The following is a 20094-nucleotide window of genomic DNA, read 5'->3' as shown; positions in this document are numbered from 1 at the left end:
CTGCGCAAACACACATGAATCGAAGCTGAACGCACCGGGGCGGGAATACCGCTGTGCGCCGGATGCCCTTCCCATGTCCCTTGTCATCGTTTCCCTCGGAGCCGCGCATGGTGTCCGCTTAAGGCTCGCTTAAGACAGCACGGCAACAATGAGCTTCGAATCTTCGACTGCGATGCTCAAATGAACTCTCGGAACGGCTGCTGTTACAAGGCGATAGCGCGAATCGGTTGCGCTCCGTCGCTGACGCTGCGCGCCGTCGACGGACGGGAGCCGGAAGGTCCCTGCACCGCCGCGCAAGCGTTCATCCGCGAACGTTTCGCCGCTCGTTATGGCGCCCGGGTGCGTCACTTCATGCCCACCCTGCTCCAGCTCGAGGACGATGCCGGACAGCTGCGCGGGGTTGTCGGCGTGCGCAGCGCCGCCGATGACAAACTGTTCCTCGAGCGTTATCTCGATCGTCCGATCGAGACCGAGATCGCCCGCCTGTCCGGCCTTCGTCCGGCGCGAGAACGCATCGTCGAAGTCGGCAACCTCGCCGCTCGCGGCCCGGGACACGCCCGGCTGCTGATCGTCGCCCTCGCCGATCTGCTGGTCGCACACGGCTTCGACTGGGTGGTGTTCACCGGCACGACCGAAGTTTTGAACAGCGTCCGTCGCCTGCACCTGTCCCCGCTGTCGCTAGGTGATGCCGATCCGCTGCGCATGGGCGACGAAGTTGCCGACTGGGGCAGCTACTACGCGACGCACCCGAAGTTGATGGCCGGCGACCTTCGCAGGGGCCACGAGCGCCTGACGAGCAAGGGCGTCTATCACCGCCTCGGGCATCAGAGGATTTTCCATGACGCGGGAACTCACGATGCTGCCGTCGCCTGAAATGCTGTTCGCGGAGATGCAGGTGCAGGGCGAGCGGCCCGCACTGCGACAGGGCGGCCGTCGCCTGAGCTATCGTGAGGCGCTGCACGAAGTCGCGCTGCGCGCCAAGCGCTTTCGCAGTGCCGGCTGCCGCCGCGTCGCGATCGCGCTCGACAACGGCGTCGACTGGGCCCTTTGGGATCTTGCCGCGCTGCAGGCGGGGCTCGTGTGCGTGCCGCTCCCGGGTTTCTTCTCGGCCCCGCAGCAGGCGCACGTGCTCGACAGCGCGGGCGTCGACACGCTGATCATCGACGACAGCACCGCCTTCGACCACGCCGGCTTCGGCGCGACCGAAGGGCAGATTGCGCAACGCCACGTCGACCGCCCGCCCGCGCTGCCCGCCGGCACCGTGAAGATCACCTATACGTCCGGCAGCACCGGCCAGCCCAAAGGCGTCTGCCTCGACGCCGCGGCGCAGATGGCAGTCGCCTCCAGCCTGTGGCAGGCAAGCCGCTCGTGCGCAATCGAGCGCCACCTGTGCGTGCTGCCGCTCGCGACGCTGCTGGAGAACATTGCCGGCCTCTACACACCGCTGCTTTCGGGCGCGGCAGTCGACCTGATGCCGATGGGCGACATCGGCCTCTCCGGCGCCACCGGGTTCGATGTCCAGCGTTTTCTTGCCGCGCTGCAACGCGGCCAGCCGAACAGCCTGATCCTGTTGCCGCAGCTGTTGCTGATGCTCGTCGCGGCGGTTGAGCGGGGCGCAGCGCTGCCGGCGTCGCTGCGCTTCATCGCCGTCGGCGGGGGACGCGTCTCGCCAGGGCTGCTGCAGCGCGCCGACGCGCTCGGCCTGCCGGTGTTCGAAGGCTACGGTTTATCCGAATGCGCGTCGGTGGTCTGCCTCAATACGCCGGAGCAGCGGCGCATCGGCACGGTCGGGCGGCCACTGCCGCACGCCGACGTGCGCCTCGGCCCCGGCGGCGAAGTGCTGGTTCGCGGCGCGCGGATGCTCGGCTACCTCGGTGAAGACGGGGCTGCGGATGACTGGCTCGACAGCGGCGACCTAGGTCATTTCGAAGACGGTTTTCTCGTGCTGCATGGGCGCAGCAAGCACCAGTTCGTCACCGCCTACGGGCGCAACGTGAATCCGGAATGGGTCGAAGCCGAGCTCGTGCAGCAGCTGCCGATCGCGCAGGCGTGGCTGCACGGCGAAGCCCTGCCCGCCAACGTCGCGGTGCTGGTGCCGCGCGGGGCCGGGTTTTCCGACGACACGCTGGCCGCTGCGGTGGCGGCGGTAAACCGCGAACTGCCCGATTACGCGCGCGTGCACCACTGGCTGCGAGCCCACGAGCCTTTCAGCGCGGCAAACGGCCTCGCGACTCCGAACGGCCGGCTGCGCCGTGCCGCGCTGCTGGACCGCTACCGGGAAGCCATCGACCGGCACATCGCCGCCGCAACCCTCTGAGGATATCCCTGATGTCATTCTACGAATCCCTGCTCGAGCAAACTGCCGCCGAACGCGATCACATGCTGAGCGCCCCAATCATCCGGCAGGCGATGAGCGGCGACGTGAAGCTGGAAAGCTACGTCGCCTTCCTCGGCCAGGCCTACCACCACGTCAAGCACACGGTACCGCTGCTGATGGCGTGCGGCGCCCGTCTGCCGGACCGGCTGGAATGGCTGCGCTCGGCGGTCGCCGAATACATTGAGGAGGAAAACGGCCATGAAAAGTGGATCCTCGACGACATCCGGGTCTGCGGCGGTGACCCCGACGCGGTTCGCCATGCAGCGCCGAGCCTGCCGACCGAGCTGATGGTCGCCTACGTTTACGACCGGATTGCCCGCGACAATCCGGTGAGCTTCTTCGGCATGGTGAATGTGCTCGAAGGCACCAGCGTCGCACTCGCGAGCCGCGCCGCCGGCATCATCCAGGACCGGCTCGGCCTGCCGGCGCAGGCGTTCAGCTACCTCAACTCGCATGGCAGCCTGGACCTCGAACATATCGAGCTGTTCAAGAACCTGATGAACCGCCTCGACGACGCAGCCGACAAGGCTGCCGTGGTGCACACCGCGCGCGTCGTCTATCGCCTGTACGGCGACATGTTCCGCAGCCTGCCTGCACCGGCCTGAGGAAGAGCGATGAAAATCGAAGATTGCCGAGTCCTCATCACCGGGGCGAGCGGCGGAATCGGCCAGGCGGTGGCGGACGAACTGTGCCGCCAGGGCGCGCACCTGCTCGTCGCCGGGCGCCGCCCGGAACCGCTCGAGGCGTTGTCCCGGCGCTTTCCCGGCCAAGTCGAGCTCGTCCAGACCGACATCCACACCACTGCCGGGCGCGACGCAGTGCAGGCCGCAGTGCGGCGCTTTGGCGGTATGAACTGCCTCATCAACGCGGCCGGGACGAACCGCTTCAGCCTTCTCGAACACCACGACGAAGAAGCGATCGCCGAGCTGATCGGGCTCAACGTCACCAGCACGCTGCAACTCACCCACCGCCTGCTACGCGAGTTGTGCCAGCGCGAAAAATCACTCGTGCTCAATCTCGGCTCGACTTTCGGCTCGATCGGTTATCCCGGCTTCAGTGTGTACTGCGCGAGCAAATTTGCGCTGCGCGGATTCTCGGAGGCGCTGCGCCGGGAACTCGCCGACACCCGCGTCAAGGTGCTGTACGTCGCGCCGCGCGCCACGCGTACGCCGATGAACAGCACCGAGATCGTCGCGATGAACGCGGAACTCGGCGTCACGATGGACGAGGCGTCGGTCGTCGCTGCGGCCGTCGTGAAGGCGCTGCGCGACGAACGCGAGGAGCTTTTTCTCGGCTGGCCGGAAAAGCTCTTCGTGCGTCTGAACAACCTCCTCCCGCGCCAGGTGGATCAGGCACTGCGCAAGCAGTTGCCCGTCATCAAGCGTTTTGCCCGCACCCGAACCTGAATGGAGAAAACATCAATGCACATCCTGCGCCTTCAAACCCTGCGCAATCTCGTCCTGACCTTCGCCTGCCTGTGCAGTCTGCCAGCCTTCGCCCTCAGCGACGAAGGCCGCCAACACCTCGTCGAGCTGCAGTCGCGCTGGGCCGAAATCAACTACCAGCTGCCGCAGGTCGAGCGCGAAGCCGCCTTCCAGAAGCTCGGCGAGGCGGCGGATCAGGCGGTGAAAGCGGAGCCGAACGCGGCCGAGCTGCTGATCTGGCGCGGCATCATCCTGAGCACCTGGGCCGGCGCCAAAGGCGGGCTCGGTGCGCTGGACCTGGTCAAAAAGGCCCGGTCGAACCTCGAAGCGGCGGTCGCGATCGATCCGCAGGCGCTCAACGGCTCGGCCTACACCAGCCTCGGTTCGCTGTACTACCAGGTGCCCGGCTGGCCGATCGGTTTCGGCGATAAGAAACAGGCCGAAGCGCTGCTGCAAAAAGCGCTCGAGATCAACCCGGACGGCATCGATCCGAATTATTTCTACGGGGATTACCTGTACCGCCAGAAACGTTATGCTGAAGCCCGGGAAGCGCTGGTGCGTGCGCAGGCGGCCCCGGATCGCCCGGGACGGAAGCTGGCCGATGCAGGACGGCGGGCCGAGATCCGCACGCTGCTGAGCAAAGTCGAGGCCGAACTCGACTGATTCGGCACGATACGAACAGGAAGGAAAAACGCTCGATGCGGGTTTTGCTGGTGGAAGACGACGCGAGCCTCGGCGAAGGAATCCTCACCTCGCTCAAGCCCGAAGGCTACACGGTTGACTGGGTGCGGGATGGCAGCAGCGCGCTGCACGCCCTGACCCACGAGAGTTTCGGGCTGGCAGTGCTCGATCTGGGCCTGCCCCGGCTCGACGGGCTCGAAGTGCTGCGCCAGCTGCGGGCTGCCGAAAATCCGACACCGGTGCTGGTGCTGACCGCGCGCTACACGATCACCGACCGCATCGCCGGGCTCGATGCCGGCGCGGACGACTATCTCGTCAAGCCTTTCGACGTCGCCGAGCTCAAGGCCAGGCTGCGGGCGCTGCTGCGGCGCAGCTTCAATCGTCCGCAGCCGGCGCTCGAATATCGCGGCATCACGCTCGACCCGGCCAGCCAGTCCGTGACATGGAACGGACAGACGGTAAGCCTGCAGCGCAAGGAATTCATCCTGCTCCACGAACTGATCGCGCAACCCGGTCGCGTGCTGACCCGCGACAAGCTGCAGCAGGTGCTCTACGGTTGGGGCGAGGAAGCCGAGAGCAACGCGCTCGAGGTGCACATCCATCACCTGAGGAAGAAGTTCTTCCCGGAACTGATCCGCACCGTGCGCGGCGTCGGCTATCTCGTCGACAAGATCTGATGGGTTCGATCCGCACACGCACGCTGGTCCTCGTGTTGGGGCTGCTCGCGACATCGATGGCGACGATCTCGTGGAAAAGCCACTCCGACGCGCAGCACGAGATCGAGGAACTGTTCGATGCCCAGCTGGCCCAGACCGCGCGGCTGCTCGAAGGCATGGTCGACCGCGACATGACGCCGTCCGCACGCGAATCCCTGCAACAGACGCTGAACCAGGCTTCCAGTGCACGGGAGGCGAAGCGGCCCGGCCATCCGTATGAAAGCAAGCTGGCATTCCAGGTGCTCGACGACAGGGCGCGCATCGTGCTGCAGTCGGCGAGCGCGCCGGCCGACTTGTTCGCCCGTCTCGTCTCCACGCTCGCCGTCGACGTGCCGCCGCAAGTCGCGCAGCCCGTCGGTGCGCTGCCCACGGGGGCAGCGAGTCGGCTCGTCGGTTACCACAACGTGCCGATCGACATTCATCGATGGCGCGTGTTCGTGTTGCAGGATGTACGCGACGCGTCATGGATCATCGTTGGCGAACGCGAGGACGTGCGCGGCGAGCTGGTCGGCAAGATCGCGTGGCGCACCCTGCTGCCGGACGTGGTCGGGCTGCCGCTGCTCGCCGTCCTGATGTGGGTCGCGATCGGCTGGAGTCTGCGCCCGCTCAAGCAGATGGCGGCGCTGATCAAGGCCCGCAACCCGGACAACCTCGCCCCGCTCGTCATCGCCCGGTTGCCGCAGGAACTCGAGCCGATGGTCGCTGCGCTGAACCGGCTTCTGCAGCAGCTCAATGCGCTGCTCGAACGGGAAAAACGCTTCCTCGCCGACGCTGCGCACGAACTGCGCACGCCGCTGGCGGTGCTGCGCATTCACGCGCAGAACGCGCTCGACGCCCCCGATCCGGCCGACCGCGCCGAGTCCTTGCGCCAGCTCGTGCGCGGCGTGGACCGCTCCACCCGCCTCGTCGCGCAACTGCTGACGCTGGCGCGCCTGGAACCCGGCACGATCGAGCCGGCTGTCGAGACGCTCGACCTGCACGTCTTCATCCGCAACGAACTGGCCGCGATCATCCCGTTGGCGCTCGAACGCGGGCAGGAACTGACTTTCGTCACCGACGAAACCGCCGATTACCGCATCGAAGCCGACCGCACGAGCTTCGCCGTGCTGCTGCAGAATCTCGTCGGCAACGCGATTCAGTACACCCCCGAGCACGGCCGCGTGCGCGTGACCCTGCAAGCTGCGCCGCAAAGCCTGACGCTGCACGTGCAGGACAGCGGTCCGGGCGTGCCGGACGCAATGAAAGCGAGACTCTTCGAGCGTTTCCTGCGTGGTGACACCGGCACCGGCGCCGGGCTCGGCCTGTCGATCGTGCAGCGCGTCGTCGAACTGCATCGCGGCACGATCACGCTCGGCGATGCGCAGCTCGGCGGTCTCGATGTCCGCGTCGACCTGCCCCGCCACCGCGCCCCTCAGGCTTAGAATGAAGCCGATCGATACTGCCGGTTTGGGAGGCGTACACGCCGGATAGTCGCTCGGCAAGCCGATCCTTCACCTGGCGCCACCCACGGAGACGCACGATGCACGAATCCTTCATCGACCGGTCGCGCATCGCGTACTTCTCGATGGAGATCGCGTTACGCAACGACATCTCCACGTATAGCGGCGGCCTCGGGGTGCTCGCCGGCGACACGATCCGCGCCGCTGCCGACCTCGAACTGCCGCTCGTCGCCGTCAGCCTCGTAAGCCGCAAAGGCTACTTCCGCCAGGAGTTCGACGAGGGCGGCCGGCAGATCGAATTTGACGATCCATGGGACCCCGCCCAGCACGCGACGCCGCTCGAAGCGAAAGTCACAGTGCCGATCGAGGGCCGCGACGTATGGGTCGGCGGCTGGCTCCATGTGCTGGTAGGACATATGGGCGGAAGGCAACCGGTCATCCTGCTCGACACCGACCTGCCCGAAAACCTCGGCGCGGACCGCGAGCTGACGCATTACCTGTACGGCGGCGATGCAAGCTACCGGTTCAAGCAGGAGATCGTGCTGGGAATTGGCGGCACGCGGATGCTGCGCGCGCTCGGCTACCGGCTGCGCCAGTACCACATGAACGAGGGGCATTCGGCATTGCTGACGCTGGAGCTGCTGCGCCGTCATGCGTACGCCGCTGAAAACCTGCGCCCCGGCGAACAGCGCTACGACATCCCGCGAGTGCGCACGCTGTGCAATTTCACGACGCATACGCCCGTCGAGGCTGGCCACGACCAGTTCTCGTACGAACTCGTGCAGCGCGTGCTCGGGGATTTCATCGACATCGCGACGCTCCAGTCCCTCGCCGGACCCGAGCGCCTGAACATGACCCACCTCGCGCTGAACCTCAGCGAATACGTCAACGGCGTCGCCAAGCGTCATGCCGAAGTGTCGCGGCTGATGTTTCCGGGTTATCACGTCCGCTCGATCACCAACGGCGTGCATCCGGCGAGCTGGACGAGCGCTGGCTTCGCCAAGCTCTATGACGCGCACCTGCCGGGATGGTGCTGCGAGCCAGAGCTTCTCGCCCGCGCCGACCGGATCGCCGACGCCGCGATCCGGGATGTCCACCAGCAGGCCAAAGAGCGGCTGATCGAGCGGGTGCGCGCGGCGTGCGGCGTCGCGCTGCAGCCGCACCGGCCGATCCTCGGATTCGCGCGGCGCATGACCGCGTACAAACGCCCGGACCTGCTTTTCTCCGACCTCGACCGGCTGAAGGCGATCGCGCGTCGGCATCCGTTCCAGATCGTCCTCGCCGGCAAGGCGCACCCGCGCGACGACGAAGGCAAACGCCTCATCGAAACGCTACACGCGCATAGGCGCGAGCTGCACGACGTCATCCCGATCGCATTCCTGCCGAACTACGACCTGGACACCGCGCTGACGCTCGTGTCGGGCGTCGACGTCTGGCTCAACACCCCGCTGTGCCCGCTCGAGGCGTCGGGCACGAGCGGCATGAAAGCCGCGTTCAACGGCGTGCCGAGCCTGAGCGTGCTCGACGGCTGGTGGATCGAGGGCTGCATCGAGGGCGTAACCGGCTGGGCAGTCGGCAATTGCGGAGCAAGCGAGGACGACGCCCAGTCGCTGTACGAGAAGCTCGAGAACGTCGTGCTGCCGCTATATGACGGCAACGGCGACGACCGCAGCGGCTGGATCGCCGTGATGAAGGGCGCGATCAGCAAGAACGCCGCGTACTTCAACAGCCACCGCATGATGCGCCGCTACGTCGCCGAGGCCTACATGCGCTAGCCGCTTCAGGCCTTGAGACGGTACCCAGTCTTGAAGATCCAGGCGACGACCGCGACGCAGACCGCGAGGAACAGCATCGTCATGCCCAGGCTGACGCCGACCGCGACATCCGCGATGCCGTAAAAGCTCCAGCGAAAGCCGCTGATCAGGTACACCACGGGGTTGAAGAGGCTGACCTGCTGCCAGAACGGCGGCAGCATATCGAGCGAATAGAAGCTGCCGCCCAGGAATGTCAGCGGAGTGATGATCAGCAGCGGCACGAGCTGCAGCTTCTCGAAATTGTCGGCCCAGATGCCGATGATGAAGCCGAGCAGGCTGAAGGTCACAGCGGTGAGCAGCAGGAACAGGATCATCCAGAACGGGTGCTCGATGTGCAGCGGCACGAACAGGCCGGCCGTCGCAAGGATGATCGCGCCGAGGAGGATCGACTTCGTCGCGGCCGCGCCGACGTAACTCAGTATGATTTCGACATAGGACACGGGCGCCGACAATAGCTCGTAGATCGTGCCGGTGAACTTCGGGAAGTAGATGCCGAAAGACGCGTTCGACAGGCTTTGCGTCAGCAGCGACAGCATCACCAGGCCCGGCACGATGAAACTGCCGTAGCCGATGCCGTCGATCTGCGGAATGCGCGAACCGATCGCGGCGCCGAACACGACGAAATAGAGCGACGTGGAGATCACCGGCGAGACGATGCTCTGCAGCAGTGTGCGTTTCGTGCGGGCCATTTCGAACAGGTAGATCGCACGGATCGCGTGAATGTTCATCGGCCGCTCCTCAGCAGGCCGACGAAAATGTCCTCGAGCGAGCTTTGCGTGGTATGCAGATCCTTGAACCCGATGCCGGCGGCGGTGAGATCGTCGAGCAGCGCGACGATGCCGTCGTGCTCGCCGTGCGCGGCCCGCGAGTCGTAGGTGTAGATCAGCTCGCTCCCGTCGTTCGCGAGTTCGAGCCGATGCCGCTGCAACGCGGGCGGGATTTCCCCGAGCGGTTGCCGAAGCTGCAGCGTCAGCTGCTTCCTGCCGAGCTTGCGCATCAGTTCGGCCTTGTCCTCGACGACAATGATTTCACCGTTGTTGATGACGCCGACCCGGTCGGCCATTTCCTCGGCCTCCTCGATGTAATGGGTGGTCAGGATGATCGTCACCCCGCTGCTTCTGAGGCGGCGCACCAGCGCCCACATCTCGCGGCGCAGTTCGACATCCACTCCGGCCGTGGGCTCGTCGAGGAACAGGATCTGCGGCTCGTGCGAGAGCGCCTTCGCGATCAGGAGGCGCCGTTTCATGCCGCCCGAAAGAGTGATGATCCGGTTGTTCTTTTTGTCCCATAGCGACAGCTCCCGCAACACCTTCTCGAGGTGGGCCGGGTTCGGCGCCTTTCCGAACAGCCCGCGGCTCAGCGACACCGTCGTCCACACCGATTCGAAAGCGTCGGTCGTCAACTCCTGAGGCACCAGTCCGATCAGGGAACGCGCCGCGCGGTAATCGCGGATGATGTCGTGCCCGGCCACCGTGACTTTGCCTTCGCTCGGCCGCACGATGCCGCAGATGATGCTGATCAGCGTCGTCTTGCCCGCCCCGTTCGGCCCCAGCAGCGCGAAGATTTCGCCCTGCCGGATCTCGAGGTTGACCGCGCGCAGCGCCCGGAAGCCGCTGGCATAGGTCTTGGAAAGATTGGCAACATTGATGATGACGGACATGAGCGGGACGATAGCAGACCCGCGTCGTACCGGGGCATGTGTCGCAGGCGGGATCGAGGCACTATCGACCGAAAAGGAGCCCCGCCCGGCTCGAGCGATTGCGGCTAGGACAGCTTGTAAGTCGCCCTGCACGTCTCGTGCAGGTAAGCCAGGACATGATCCTCGTCCTCGTCGTTCAGCTCGACCCGAGCTTCCGGACCGAGGTCTTCGGCCCACAGGTGCCGGACGTCGGACTGGTACTGGAACGGAACCACGCGATGGATGAATTCGGCGACGGCGGCCTCGTCGAAGCCGGTGCTGCGAAAGTTTTCCCGGATGCTGGTCGCATCCTTCTTGCGCAGCGCGGGACGGGGCTCCAGGCCCGTGGCGACCATCAGCAGGACGGTACACATCACGTCCGGGTGTTCCCCCTTGCCGCCGGTAATCTTCCGCCACGCGTCTTCCGTCTCCTGGTCGTGGTGGGTCAGTTCGTCGAGGCCGCTGTTGTTGAAGAAGAAAACGCCTGCCAGCGCCCCGACCTCCTCCCGGGGAATGAAATCCGCAGCGGCGTGCTTCCTTAGAGTCGGCAGGATGTTGTCGAGGAAGTTTTCCTGCGCTTCGCGGAGCGCGCTCAGGATTGCCGCAGGAGCTTGTTTGCTCCATTCGTCCAGAGCCGGGAAGTCGTGTTTCCTTTTCCTGCACGCCAGTGCATGGAGTTCCATGAACTGGCGCGCGGAAAACAGCTTTTTGGGCTTCTTCTCGACGAAGAGCACCAGCAATGCGCTGTTGATGACCGCTTCGCAGGACTCGTTCATCTGGAGTTCCTTGCGCGCCACGCCCAGCTTTCCGGCGAGCCAATAGCTCAACTCATGCTGCGCCAGGAGGCTCTCGCGGCGGTTCCGTTCCTCCTGGTAACGGGCATGAGTCATCGGCTCGTCGAGCGTCCATAAGGACAGCATCTGCTTTTCGACCTGCGGGAGCGCGTGCGGGGGCTCGAGGATCATGTCTTCCGGCAGGCGCAGCAGGACACGCAGCGCATCGGCGCCGGCCTTCGACAGCGAGAGCAGGCTTTTCTGGCGCAGCAGATCGGCAGCCGGCCCGAGTTTTCCGCACGACGCTGACTCGAGCGCCAGGCTGACCAGCGTCACCAGGCGAGTACGCGCGGCTTCGAGTTCGGGGCGAAGGTTGGCGGTGCCGAAAAAGCCGGCCAGCTGGACGACTCCTTTCGCGCCTTCCCGCCGAATGGCGGCGAGCCGCTCGCTGTCGATGAGGCGCTGGCTCAAGCCATACCGGAGCACCTGTTCGAAATAGGGTCGGGTATCGACGGTTGCGAGATCGGTATTGCTGGACATCGTGTCTGGCGCGAAGCGCGACGGCTCCGCGCTTCCCTGTCAAATGGCGGACTCTTCTTCGTCTTCCGGAATCTTCGGTACGCCCGGCTCCCCGGTGGGGAGCGGCACCTGGGCGGCTTCGAGTTCGCGCCGGCTACGATCCTGGATTTCGATGATCAGCAATTCGAAGCTGTCCTGGAACTCGTGGCGAAGAACCCACGCCGTTTCCATCCAGTCGCCATCGGCCACTTCGGAGCGCGACATCGCCGGACGTGCGAGCTCCATCGAGTCGCCGGCTTCGAGCCCCTGCTCCATGTCGTCGAACTGCTGCTCCGCGTCGAAAGTGTGCGTCCGTTTCGGCGCCATCGCCTTCTCGAGATCGAAGTCTTCTTCGAAACGGCCGTGGAAAGCGAAGTTCTGCAGCAGATCGTGGTAATCGGTGAAGTAGTCGGCCAGCAGGCGAATGCCTTCATCGCGCTCGGTAAGGCATTCGAGGATCTCGGCGCATGATGCGGGCGTGCGGTGCATCACGGCGTTCATCGTGTTGCGCAGGCGCGGCACGTATTTTTCGATCGGTTCGCCATATTTGCGTTCCAGCAGGATGGCGTCGACAAACTGTTCCGCACTGACGACGAGATTGATCACCGATTCCTTGCTGGAGTCGAACTCGCGCATGATCGCCAGCAGATCCTTCGGCTGCATCTCATCGAGGACGCTCACCAGCGCCTGGTCGCCACGCGCTTCGGCGATGGCGACCAGTTGGGATTCCGCCTCGGCGATTTCGCCGGCGAGGATCAGGGCTTGAGTCTCGAGGACAACGGGGTGGGTCATGGTTCAGGGCTCAACGGTCAGGGGTATCGAAGCCTTGTTCGGTCATCCAGCTTTCGCCGGCCTCGCCAAGGTCTTCCATATCGTCTTCATCTTCTTCGTCGACGTGAAAAGTCGAATCGGGCCTGCGGATGTCTTCGGTCAGCATCCACTCGAGCACCGCGGTCGTGGTGAGGAACGCTTCGCCATCAGCGTTGCGCAGGCACATTTCGATGAGCGGACGCGCCCAGGGTTCAATATCCAGAGTCTTTTCCACTTCCGCCCAGCGCGGAAAGCGGCCGAGCCCTGGAGTGGCGTTGGCGGCACGGTCAAGAATCTTGCGGTCGTTGAACGTATAGGCTCCGTGCAGCGCCGGTGCGACCATTTCCGGCGCCTCGTCGATCAGCGGCAACAGATCCTTCAAACACTGGCGCTTTTCCTGCAGGCGCCTGGCGAGCACGTTCCTGTTTTCCGAATCGGTACGCAGATCATCGAGCTCGCTGTTGTAGCGCTCGGAAAGATCTTTGAAATAAAACGACGTCATGTAATCACTTTCTCGATGTATGCGTTCCACAGCGAAGCCGCTTCCTGCAGTGGGTCGTCGATCAGATTGCGGCGCCGCAACACATCGTATTCGCGACGCCTGGCCTCGTCCCCCAGCAACTCGTAAGCCGTCTGCACTTCGCGAAAACGCGCCGACGCGTCGGCCGAGGGGTTTTTGTCGGGATGATACAGACGGGCAGCCTTCCGGTAGGCCGATTTGATTTCATCAAGAGATGCAACAGGCGAAATATCAAGGACTTCGTAAGGGTCTCTCATTTACGATTATTGATCAGCCAATTTTATGGTCGCCAGTATAACAACGAACTATCGTGTTTTTGCGGCTCGAGGGCCGTGGCATGAGACGCTCCTAGAGAACGCTAAAACTCAGCATCGCAATCAAAGTCGGCGGCAACGCCGCGAGCAGCAGACTGAGCGGGTTTACCGCTTCGTCGTCGAGGTATCCCTTGAGAATCGCGACGCCGGCCGGATTGGGGGCGTTGGCGATGACAGTGAGCCCGCCCCCCGATACTGCGCCCGCAACCAGGGCGTACTTGAACTCCTCGGACAAGCCTTCGACCAGGGAGCCGAGGTACGTCAGCGCCGCGTTGTCGGTGAATGCCGTCAGCGCGGTTGCGCCGAAGAATACTGCTTCGCTGCTCATGCTCATCAGCACCGGCTGCAGCCACCACTGCTGCTGCCCGCCCAACACCACCAAACCGGCGAGGAAGAACGCGACCAGCAGTCCTTCGCGCAGGATCAGGGGATTCTGATGATGCTGGTAGGCGCTGGCGACTCCGAGAAAGAACAGGAACAGGCCCATGAAGATCGCGGGATGGTGGGCGAATACGACGACCCCGGCCAGGAAACCCAGATGAACGACGACCAGTGCCGGCGGTACCGGAACGATGCTCTTGCTGCCGTCCGCCAAGGGTAGATTGGCCAGCTCCTTGCGAAACAGCACGGCGACGCCGATGGCGTTGACCACGACGGCGATCGCGGCTTTCCAGCCGAACGTCGCCAGCATGAAACTGATATCCCAGCCCCATTTTCCCGCGACCATCAGCACCGGCGGCGCGGCGAAAGGCGTCAGGGTGCCCCCGATCGAGACATTCACGAACAGCACGCCCAGCGTGGCGTATTTCAGGCGCGACGAGATGCCTCGCGAAAAGAAGGCGTTGACCAGGATCAGGGCGGCCAGGGTCATCGCAGCCGGCTCGGTGATGAACGAGCCGAGCAGCGGCACCACGGCCATCACCGTCAAGTAATAGCCCAGGCTGTCTGGCAACGGCAGTGCGCGTGCGATCAGGCTCGTCGCGCTCATCGCCGTCTGCAGGATCGGGCGTGTCGCTGCAATCACCATGATGGCGAACACGAACAACGGTTCGGTGAAGTTGCGCGAGTCGACGTACTCGATGGCGATCGACGAGCCTTCGATCGCGAACATGCTTACTCATGAGGCGGAAATATAGGCGACACTGGGATGCTTGAAGAAAGAGCGCACCAAGGCGGGATGCTTGCCGATATCGGCCAACTGGTCATGCACACGTTCTTGCAGGGTCTCGCCTTTTTGCAGGGGCCGGCGGGCGTTGCCGGTACGCTTGGCGTGGCTCCACACCAGTTCATCCGGATTCAGGTCGGGAGCATAGCCCGGCAGGAAATGCAGCGTCAGCTTGCCTTGCGTGCTGGCGACATACGTCTTGACCACCGCCTTCTTGTGGGCGGGCAGTCCGTCGAGCACCAGGTGCAAGGGCTTCCTGCGGCGGTGCATCAGCTTCCTGAGCAAGTCCACAAACCGTTCGCCGTTCAATGCCCCGGGGTAGATGGCGAACCAGAAGCCGCCCTTCATGCTGACGGCCGAGGCCGCACTGATACTTTGCCGCTGCCCGGGTACCGCGACCACCGGTGTGCGACCCTTGGCGCCCCAAGTCCTGCCCTGCACGGCGTCGGCGCGAAAGCCGGATTCGTCCCAAAAGAGAATCTCGGCTTTCTCTTCCCTGGCACGCTGCATCAGCGCCGGATAGGTCTCGTGCTGCCAGCGCTCAATCGCCGCCGGATCACGCTGGTAAGCGCGCTGCAGCGGCTTTTGCACCGTCAGGCCCAGTCGCGCCAGCAGCGCACCAATCGAGGACAGGCTCAGGGTGATGCCAAATTTGCTCTGCACCAAGTCCCGCACCAGACCCCGTGTCCACAGCCCGGTGTCGAAGCCATGTTCCATCGGCGAGTGCCCGTCGATCCAGCGCAATACCTGCCGCGCCTGCTGCGCGGTGAGTTTCGGGGGCCGTCCAGTGATCGGATGCGACGCCAGCGCCCGCAGCCCATGGCCGCGGCCCGCCGCCGCTTTCAGCCAGCGATAGATCACGCTGCGATGAAATCCGTAGCTGGCGATCACCTGGCTCGGCGCTTCGCCTTCCCGCACCCGCTCAATGGCCATCCTACGAATCGTTTCCAGCGTCCCGTGATCCAGTTTTCGTCCGTCTCGTTTCATCCTCATCGGATCGCCAGGACGGCGAAAGTTCCCCTCCATGTCGCCTTACTTCCCGCCTTCTGAGTAAAACCAGAATCAGCGCCCAGAAGCCGAATACCACTTCGATCTCGCCCAACAAATGCCAGATACCCGCATGGGTCGGCCGGGTGTGGGCGAGGCGCTCGAAGATTCGGGTTGAGAAGGTGTGCAGGATTGCCACTGCGAACAAGGCGGTGGCGACGAACTGAATGAGCGTGGGTGCGTTCATGGGCCGTAGAAAAACCGCGAGGCGGCCCGACCATCGCATCAACCTGCCACGCTTGATTGCGTGAGCACCCGGGCCGAGTCTAACGCAAACTTGCTGAGCTCGAAACGGTAACCGTATCCATTCCGGCATGGCCGGACAGCGAGCTATCGAAACGTCATCGCCCCCGGCTGTCCACCGCTGTTACACGGGCGCCCCCGGCTTCATTGATTAATATGGAGGTCATATTCCTCCCGTAGGGTCGCGAGACCGAGACTTCCTGCGAGCCAGCCATGATCCGTCACATTCCCGAGAAACTTGTACCCCGGGCCCCGCGCTTCCATTCGACCCGCGACGATGGCCTGTACCAGCCCATTCCCTTCGCGTTTGTCACCGACCGGATGCGTCGGTGCATCGAGCATGAACGACAGGTCCTGCTCGATGCACTTTCGCCCACGGCGCGCGCCCGGCAGGAGGAAGTGTTCCACTGCTACGACCCGCATGCGAGCCACCGTACCTACCAGAATATCCTGAGGCGCTTTCGCCTGCCGGAGAAGCAGGAGAGCCTGCGTCGGGTGAGAGGCTGAATGGGCTGACGTCGGGAAAACTGCCAGCCCTGTTCCCTCTGCGCATCGGCGCGCCCGGGACGTTGTCGTCGTGCCCGACATTGAAGTTCTGCCCGTCCGACGATGACGCCGCGCCGTGGCCTGAACTCGCACGTGCCACATCCCGTCCAATGGAAGCATTTTCCTTCGCGCGAGGCCGGTCGCGTGGCAGCGCACCCGGCACGAGCATCAAAAGGCGGTACCCTATGCCCGAGTCCACGGTGCACCTCGACACCCCCGAAGTTCATCCCGGCGTTCCCCCCGCGCTCCGGGGATGGTTCGAATCGCTCGACGAAATGCGAAGGCGCACCGGCAGAATGCTCGATCGCATCAACCTCGGTCGGCAGGAAACCGAATTCGAGGTTGTGTTTTCGCGGCCGGCTGTCCGTCTGCGCGTCTATGGAAAGTCCCGGCAAGGGTCGCCCGTGCTGCTGATCGTGCCGGCGCCGATCAAACGTGGGTATATCTGGGATCTGTCGCCGGAACGAAGCGTGGTGCGCAAGGCGATCGACCGCGGTTTCGACGTCTACCTGGTCGAATGGACCGAAGCGCAGGACGACGAGGCCCGCTTCGGTCTCGAGGAATATGCGCTGGTCGCAATCGAGGAGTGCATCGACGCAATCCGCTCTCGGTCGCAGTCCGGGCCGATCTTCGTTGCGGGGCATTCGCTCGGCGGCACGTTCGCCGGCCTCTACAGCGCTTGCCATCCCGAACACGTCAAGGGCCTCGTGCTGATCGAGGCGCCGCTCCATTTTGCCGAGGCCTCCAGGGCATTCAAACGCATGCTCGACGCCGGGGGGCCTGGGCAGGCCCTGCTTCAGTCGTCGCGCCCTGTTCCGGGTTCGCTGATCAATCTGATGAGCCTGTGCGTATCGCCGAAGACGTTTTCGCACGAGCGCTATCTCGACTTCGTCGCGAGCCTGGGTTCACGCGCGAACCTCGAAACCCACGTGCGCGTCGAACGCTGGACGCTGGACGAACTCCCGATGCCGCGCAGGCTGTTCGACGACGTCCTGGAGCAGCTCTATCGCAACAACCGGTTCATGCGCGGCGAACTGGCGATCGGAAACCGGCGCATTCACCCTCGTGACGTCACGTCGCCGGTGTTTGCGGTTTTCGACCCGAACAGCCACATCATTCCGCCCGCCTCGCTCCTCGCGTTCTACGAGCAGGTCGGCAGCCAGGACAAGCAGTCGATGCCCTACCCCGGAGACACCGGCGTCGCGTTGCAGCACGTCGGCGCGCTGGTCGGCGAAAACGCCCACCGCCTGATCTGGCCGCGGATTTTCGACTGGCTCGGGCGGCTTGCCGGCGACTGATCGCCGACTTCCCTCCCACCTTGTGCTGCCCGACGACTGGCAACAAAGACCGACATGCAGCCCTACAGGAATTTGAGCGGAAAATCGGGAGTAGCCGCGTTCGAGATCGGCGACGATTTCGTGAAGGTGCTGTTCCGCGACAATCCCCGCGTCTACGTCTATTCGACTCCCCCTATCGCAGCCGCAAAGATCGAGCAGATGAAAGGGCTCGCGCTTGTCGGGCGCGGCCTTGCGACCTTTATCAGCCAGAACCCGGACGTCAGAGCCGGGTTTTCGTGAGGCGTTTCACCCTCGTTTTCTTCGGACATGCTGTTTTTGCGGGTGCGCCGAGTCGCCGATCTTGTCCGGGCCCTTGGCGGCGGCTCTGGGGGCCGCCGAGCAGGACGAAGATTCCTCTGGCCGGCCCGATGCCGGCCGGTGTGGTTTCTTATGGCAGCATCCGGACCGACGGTTCGCGCGACCATTGCCGTGTTTTTGCAGCAGCGATGAAGCCGTTCATGTCCGAGGCAGCGAAAATGCCGCTGTCCGCGGGGATGTTCGCCTTCTGCAGCAGCCCTCGTCCCCCGTCATCGACAGCGATCGCTTTCAGATGGCCGAACGCGTCGTGCACGAAATCGATCGCGGCAGATTCGCCGCTCAGCAACTGCGCACCGGCGTCGGACAGGACGACCGCGATCGCATCGAACATCACCGAAGGCATCCCGCCAAGCTGGCCATTCGCGCTGAGCCGCGTACCGTCGGCCAGCTTCGCGCCGCCAATCTTCGGCGCGACGATCTTGACCATCGCTCCGGCTGCGAGCGCGGCCTTGCGCACCGCCTCGATCTGCGCGCCATCCGAGCCATCCGCGACCAGCACGCCGACAACGCGACCTTCGAGCGTGTCCTTCATCTTGCCGATGATCTGCAAGGACGGCGACGGCGGCAGGTCCTGAACCGGGACGGCCGGCGCTGGGGCGTCCGGCAGCTGGTCGAGCGCGAGGCCGTCGGCGACGCGACGAGCGAGATCCTCATCGATATTGCGCAGTTGGGCGACCATCGCCTGCCGCACGTGGAGGTGTTCGACTTTCGCGAGTTCAAACACCAGCGTATAGGCAATGTGAGCCTGTTCGGGGGAAGTCTGGCTGCGGTAGAACTGACGCGCCTGGCTGTAATGGTCAGCGAAGCTCTCCGCGCGGATGCGCCCCTTTTCTCCGCTTTCGCTTGTGCGCGCATGGCGAAAGCCGACGCTCGGCGTCTCCCGGGGCGAGTCTTCGGCAAGCGAATTCGGCTCGTAATTGACGCGGCCTTTCGGCTGCATCATTTGCATCTTGCCGTCCCGCTGGTTGTTCGCGAACGGACATTTCGGCGCGTTGATTGGAATCTGGTGAAAATTCGGCGATCCGAGACGCAGCAGCTGGGTATCCAGATAGGAAAAAAGCCGGCCCTGCAGCAGCGGATCGTTCGAAAAATCAATGCCGGGAACGATATTGGCCGGACAATAAGCCACCTGCTCCGTCTCGGCGAAGAAATTGTCCGGCCAGCGGTCGAGCACCATCCGTCCGACGACTCGGAGGGGCACGAGTTCTTCGGGAATCAGTTTTGTCGCGTCCAGGTGATCGAACGGAAATTTTTCCGCCTCGGCCTCGGTGAACAGCTGGACCGCGAACTCCCATTCGGGGAAATTGCCTTCGCGGATCGACTCGTACAGGTCGCGGCGATGAAAGTCGGGGTCGGCGCCCGCGATCTTGACCGCTTCGTCCCACACCGTCGATTGCAGCCCGAGCTTGGGCCGCCAGTGAAACTTGACGAACGTCGATTCGCCGGCTTCGTTCACGAGCCGGAAACTGTGCACGCCGAAGCCTTCGATCATGCGCAGCGAGCGCGGTATCGTCCGGTCGGACATGATCCACATGATCATGTGCATCGACTCCGGCGTCAGCGAAATGAAATCCCAGAAATTGTCGTGCGCGCTCGAACTCTGAGGAAAGCCGCGGTCCGGTTCCATCTTGACTGAATGGACGACGTCCGGAAATTTCATTGCATCCTGGATGAAAAACACCGGGATGTTGTTGCCGACGAGATCCCAGTTGCCTTCCTTCGTGTAGAACTTGACCGCGAAACCGCGCACGTCGCGTGGCGTATCGACCGATCCGGCCCCGCCTGCAACAGTTGAGAAACGGGTGAACACCGGCGTCTTCTCCCCGACTTCGGTTAGTATCCGCGCCGTGGTGAATTGCGCGAGCGACTGCGTCAGTTCGAAATATCCGTGAGCCGCGGTGCCACGCCCGTGCACGATGCGCTCGGGAATCCGCTCGTGATCGAAATGCGTGATCTTTTCACGCAGGATGAAATCCTCGAGGAGCGTCGGACCACGCGGATTGCTTCGTAGCGAGTTCTGGTTGTCCGGGATCGGAATGCCCTGGTTCGTCGTGAGCTCGGGATGCGTCCCGCCCGCAAGCTGATGCATTTCACCTGCATTGCCCGGTCCGGCATCGCTGCCGGCAGCTTCCGGTTCAGATTGCGGTTTGCCAGTTGCGGGGACCGGCTCGTTGTTCTTCATCGTCACTCTCCTTGAGGATCCTGGTCGAAGGCACGTCGAGGCTTGCGTTGGCTCGAGCCGGCCCTGGCGAATGGGAGCGGGCACACCGCATGCAAAACTTTATGCAGGCTGGCCACGCCGAGCAGCACATAGCAATCGGCGTTCCCGATTCT

General features: G+C 64.0%; 21 protein-coding genes. 11 read left to right on the top strand and 10 right to left on the bottom strand.

The features are described 5' to 3' along the window. Positions 1–180: 180 nt before the first annotated feature. The 8 genes from GO608_RS17605 to glgP all read left to right on the top strand — a co-directional run bounded on the left by GO608_RS17605 (position 181) and on the right by glgP (position 8412). Positions 181–873 carry a thermostable hemolysin gene (locus GO608_RS17605; protein ID WP_169197571.1) on the top strand — a complete coding sequence of 231 codons (693 nt, stop codon included), beginning with the start codon at positions 181–183 and terminating at the stop codon, positions 871–873. After that, positions 839–2317 (top strand): AMP-binding protein, encoded by a 1479-nt coding sequence (locus GO608_RS17600; protein WP_247003275.1) that lies wholly within the window; start codon positions 839–841, stop codon positions 2315–2317. Before GO608_RS17605 ends, GO608_RS17600 begins: the two co-directional genes overlap by 35 nt. An 11-nt stretch (positions 2318–2328) precedes the next feature. After that, the gene (locus tag GO608_RS17595; RefSeq protein WP_169197572.1) at positions 2329–2982 is read left to right on the top strand and encodes an iron-containing redox enzyme family protein; all 654 of its coding nucleotides are present in this window, start codon (positions 2329–2331) and stop codon (positions 2980–2982) included. Positions 2983–2991: 9 nt separating this feature from the next. Next, positions 2992–3783: an SDR family oxidoreductase gene (locus GO608_RS17590; protein WP_169197573.1), complete on the top strand. Its 792-nt coding sequence runs from the start codon at positions 2992–2994 to the stop codon at positions 3781–3783. Between the two features lie 15 nt (positions 3784–3798). Then, positions 3799–4464 carry a tetratricopeptide repeat protein gene (locus GO608_RS17585; protein ID WP_169197574.1) on the top strand — a complete coding sequence of 222 codons (666 nt, stop codon included), beginning with the start codon at positions 3799–3801 and terminating at the stop codon, positions 4462–4464. Between the two features lie 35 nt (positions 4465–4499). Then, positions 4500–5159, top strand: coding sequence for a response regulator (locus tag GO608_RS17580; protein WP_169197575.1), 660 nt, complete (start codon positions 4500–4502; stop codon positions 5157–5159). Next, positions 5159–6619, top strand: coding sequence for an ATP-binding protein (locus tag GO608_RS17575; RefSeq protein ID WP_169197576.1), 1461 nt, complete (start codon positions 5159–5161; stop codon positions 6617–6619). Before GO608_RS17580 ends, GO608_RS17575 begins: the two co-directional genes overlap by 1 nt. Positions 6620–6717: 98 nt before the next feature. Next, positions 6718–8412 (top strand): alpha-glucan family phosphorylase, encoded by a 1695-nt coding sequence (gene glgP, locus GO608_RS17570; RefSeq protein ID WP_169197577.1) that lies wholly within the window; start codon positions 6718–6720, stop codon positions 8410–8412. Positions 8413–8417: 5 nt separating this feature from the next. Here the strand turns inward: glgP and GO608_RS17565 are convergent, their stop codons facing one another. From GO608_RS17565 to GO608_RS19595, 9 genes are all read right to left on the bottom strand, one after another. Continuing rightward, entirely contained in the window at positions 8418–9179 is a 762-nt protein-coding gene (locus GO608_RS17565; protein ID WP_169197578.1) for an ABC transporter permease, read from the bottom strand. Continuing rightward, complete coding sequence (locus tag GO608_RS17560) at positions 9176–10111, bottom strand: ABC transporter ATP-binding protein (protein WP_169197579.1); 936 nt, start codon at positions 10109–10111, stop codon at positions 9176–9178. The genes GO608_RS17565 and GO608_RS17560 overlap by 4 nt, the downstream gene beginning before the upstream one ends. A gap of 104 nt (positions 10112–10215) precedes the next feature. Next, complete coding sequence (locus GO608_RS17555; protein WP_169197580.1) at positions 10216–11442, bottom strand: hypothetical protein; 1227 nt, start codon at positions 11440–11442, stop codon at positions 10216–10218. 39 nt (positions 11443–11481) lie between these two features. Continuing rightward, positions 11482–12252, bottom strand: a complete 771-nt coding sequence (locus GO608_RS17550; protein ID WP_169197581.1) for a hypothetical protein — start codon at positions 12250–12252, stop codon at positions 11482–11484. Between the two features lie 10 nt (positions 12253–12262). Further along, positions 12263–12772 (bottom strand): hypothetical protein, encoded by a 510-nt coding sequence (locus GO608_RS17545; RefSeq protein WP_169197582.1) that lies wholly within the window; start codon positions 12770–12772, stop codon positions 12263–12265. Beyond that, the gene (locus tag GO608_RS17540; RefSeq protein ID WP_169197583.1) at positions 12769–13047 is read right to left on the bottom strand and encodes a DnaJ domain-containing protein; all 279 of its coding nucleotides are present in this window, start codon (positions 13045–13047) and stop codon (positions 12769–12771) included. The genes GO608_RS17545 and GO608_RS17540 overlap by 4 nt, the downstream gene beginning before the upstream one ends. 91 nt (positions 13048–13138) lie before the next feature. Then, positions 13139–14215 (bottom strand): putative Na+/H+ antiporter, encoded by a 1077-nt coding sequence (locus GO608_RS17535; RefSeq protein ID WP_169197584.1) that lies wholly within the window; start codon positions 14213–14215, stop codon positions 13139–13141. Between the two features lie 6 nt (positions 14216–14221). Continuing rightward, positions 14222–15295, bottom strand: a complete 1074-nt coding sequence (locus tag GO608_RS17530; protein WP_169197585.1) for an IS630-like element ISAzo30 family transposase — start codon at positions 15293–15295, stop codon at positions 14222–14224. Continuing rightward, on the bottom strand, positions 15204–15503 hold the full coding sequence (locus GO608_RS19595) for a putative Na+/H+ antiporter (protein WP_211159264.1): 300 nt from the start codon (positions 15501–15503) through the stop codon (positions 15204–15206). The genes GO608_RS17530 and GO608_RS19595 overlap by 92 nt, the downstream gene beginning before the upstream one ends. A 269-nt stretch (positions 15504–15772) precedes the next feature. On the opposite strand from GO608_RS19595, the gene GO608_RS17520 reads away from it, so the two are divergent. The 3 genes from GO608_RS17520 (at position 15773) to GO608_RS17510 (ending at position 17682) form a co-directional block, all read left to right on the top strand. Beyond that, on the top strand, positions 15773–16066 hold the full coding sequence (locus GO608_RS17520) for a hypothetical protein (RefSeq protein ID WP_169197586.1): 294 nt from the start codon (positions 15773–15775) through the stop codon (positions 16064–16066). Positions 16067–16290: 224 nt separating this feature from the next. Further along, positions 16291–17403 carry an alpha/beta fold hydrolase gene (locus GO608_RS17515; protein WP_169197587.1) on the top strand — a complete coding sequence of 371 codons (1113 nt, stop codon included), beginning with the start codon at positions 16291–16293 and terminating at the stop codon, positions 17401–17403. A 54-nt stretch (positions 17404–17457) separates the two neighbouring features. After that, on the top strand, positions 17458–17682 hold the full coding sequence (locus tag GO608_RS17510) for a hypothetical protein (RefSeq protein WP_169197588.1): 225 nt from the start codon (positions 17458–17460) through the stop codon (positions 17680–17682). A gap of 148 nt (positions 17683–17830) precedes the next feature. On the opposite strand, the gene GO608_RS17505 is transcribed toward GO608_RS17510, so the two are convergent. Continuing rightward, positions 17831–19942 (bottom strand): catalase, encoded by a 2112-nt coding sequence (locus GO608_RS17505; RefSeq protein WP_169197589.1) that lies wholly within the window; start codon positions 19940–19942, stop codon positions 17831–17833. Between the last annotated feature and the right edge of the window lie 152 nt (positions 19943–20094).

Origin of the sequence: Aromatoleum buckelii, assembly GCF_012910785.2 — a bacterium.
GTDB lineage: Bacteria > Pseudomonadota > Gammaproteobacteria > Burkholderiales > Rhodocyclaceae > Aromatoleum > Aromatoleum buckelii.
The sequence above is the reverse complement of the archived record's forward strand: the minus strand, read 5'-3'. Positions and strand labels throughout refer to the sequence as shown.

Coding starts and splice junctions, on each gene's coding strand:
- GO608_RS17605 (WP_169197571.1), top strand. CDS start 181: ATGAACTCTCGGAACGGCTGCTGTTACAAGGCGATAGCGCGAATCGGT.
- GO608_RS17600 (WP_247003275.1), top strand. CDS start 839: ATGACGCGGGAACTCACGATGCTGCCGTCGCCTGAAATGCTGTTCGCG.
- GO608_RS17595 (WP_169197572.1), top strand. CDS start 2,329: ATGTCATTCTACGAATCCCTGCTCGAGCAAACTGCCGCCGAACGCGAT.
- GO608_RS17590 (WP_169197573.1), top strand. CDS start 2,992: ATGAAAATCGAAGATTGCCGAGTCCTCATCACCGGGGCGAGCGGCGGA.
- GO608_RS17585 (WP_169197574.1), top strand. CDS start 3,799: ATGCACATCCTGCGCCTTCAAACCCTGCGCAATCTCGTCCTGACCTTC.
- GO608_RS17580 (WP_169197575.1), top strand. CDS start 4,500: ATGCGGGTTTTGCTGGTGGAAGACGACGCGAGCCTCGGCGAAGGAATC.
- GO608_RS17575 (WP_169197576.1), top strand. CDS start 5,159: ATGGGTTCGATCCGCACACGCACGCTGGTCCTCGTGTTGGGGCTGCTC.
- glgP (WP_169197577.1), top strand. CDS start 6,718: ATGCACGAATCCTTCATCGACCGGTCGCGCATCGCGTACTTCTCGATG.
- GO608_RS17565 (WP_169197578.1), bottom strand. CDS start 9,179: ATGAACATTCACGCGATCCGTGCGATCTACCTGTTCGAAATGGCCCGC.
- GO608_RS17560 (WP_169197579.1), bottom strand. CDS start 10,111: ATGTCCGTCATCATCAATGTTGCCAATCTTTCCAAGACCTATGCCAGC.
- GO608_RS17555 (WP_169197580.1), bottom strand. CDS start 11,442: ATGTCCAGCAATACCGATCTCGCAACCGTCGATACCCGACCCTATTTC.
- GO608_RS17550 (WP_169197581.1), bottom strand. CDS start 12,252: ATGACCCACCCCGTTGTCCTCGAGACTCAAGCCCTGATCCTCGCCGGC.
- GO608_RS17545 (WP_169197582.1), bottom strand. CDS start 12,772: ATGACGTCGTTTTATTTCAAAGATCTTTCCGAGCGCTACAACAGCGAG.
- GO608_RS17540 (WP_169197583.1), bottom strand. CDS start 13,047: ATGAGAGACCCTTACGAAGTCCTTGATATTTCGCCTGTTGCATCTCTT.
- GO608_RS17535 (WP_169197584.1), bottom strand. CDS start 14,215: ATGTTCGCGATCGAAGGCTCGTCGATCGCCATCGAGTACGTCGACTCG.
- GO608_RS17530 (WP_169197585.1), bottom strand. CDS start 15,295: ATGGAGGGGAACTTTCGCCGTCCTGGCGATCCGATGAGGATGAAACGA.
- GO608_RS19595 (WP_211159264.1), bottom strand. CDS start 15,503: ATGAACGCACCCACGCTCATTCAGTTCGTCGCCACCGCCTTGTTCGCA.
- GO608_RS17520 (WP_169197586.1), top strand. CDS start 15,773: ATGATCCGTCACATTCCCGAGAAACTTGTACCCCGGGCCCCGCGCTTC.
- GO608_RS17515 (WP_169197587.1), top strand. CDS start 16,291: ATGCCCGAGTCCACGGTGCACCTCGACACCCCCGAAGTTCATCCCGGC.
- GO608_RS17510 (WP_169197588.1), top strand. CDS start 17,458: ATGCAGCCCTACAGGAATTTGAGCGGAAAATCGGGAGTAGCCGCGTTC.
- GO608_RS17505 (WP_169197589.1), bottom strand. CDS start 19,942: ATGAAGAACAACGAGCCGGTCCCCGCAACTGGCAAACCGCAATCTGAA.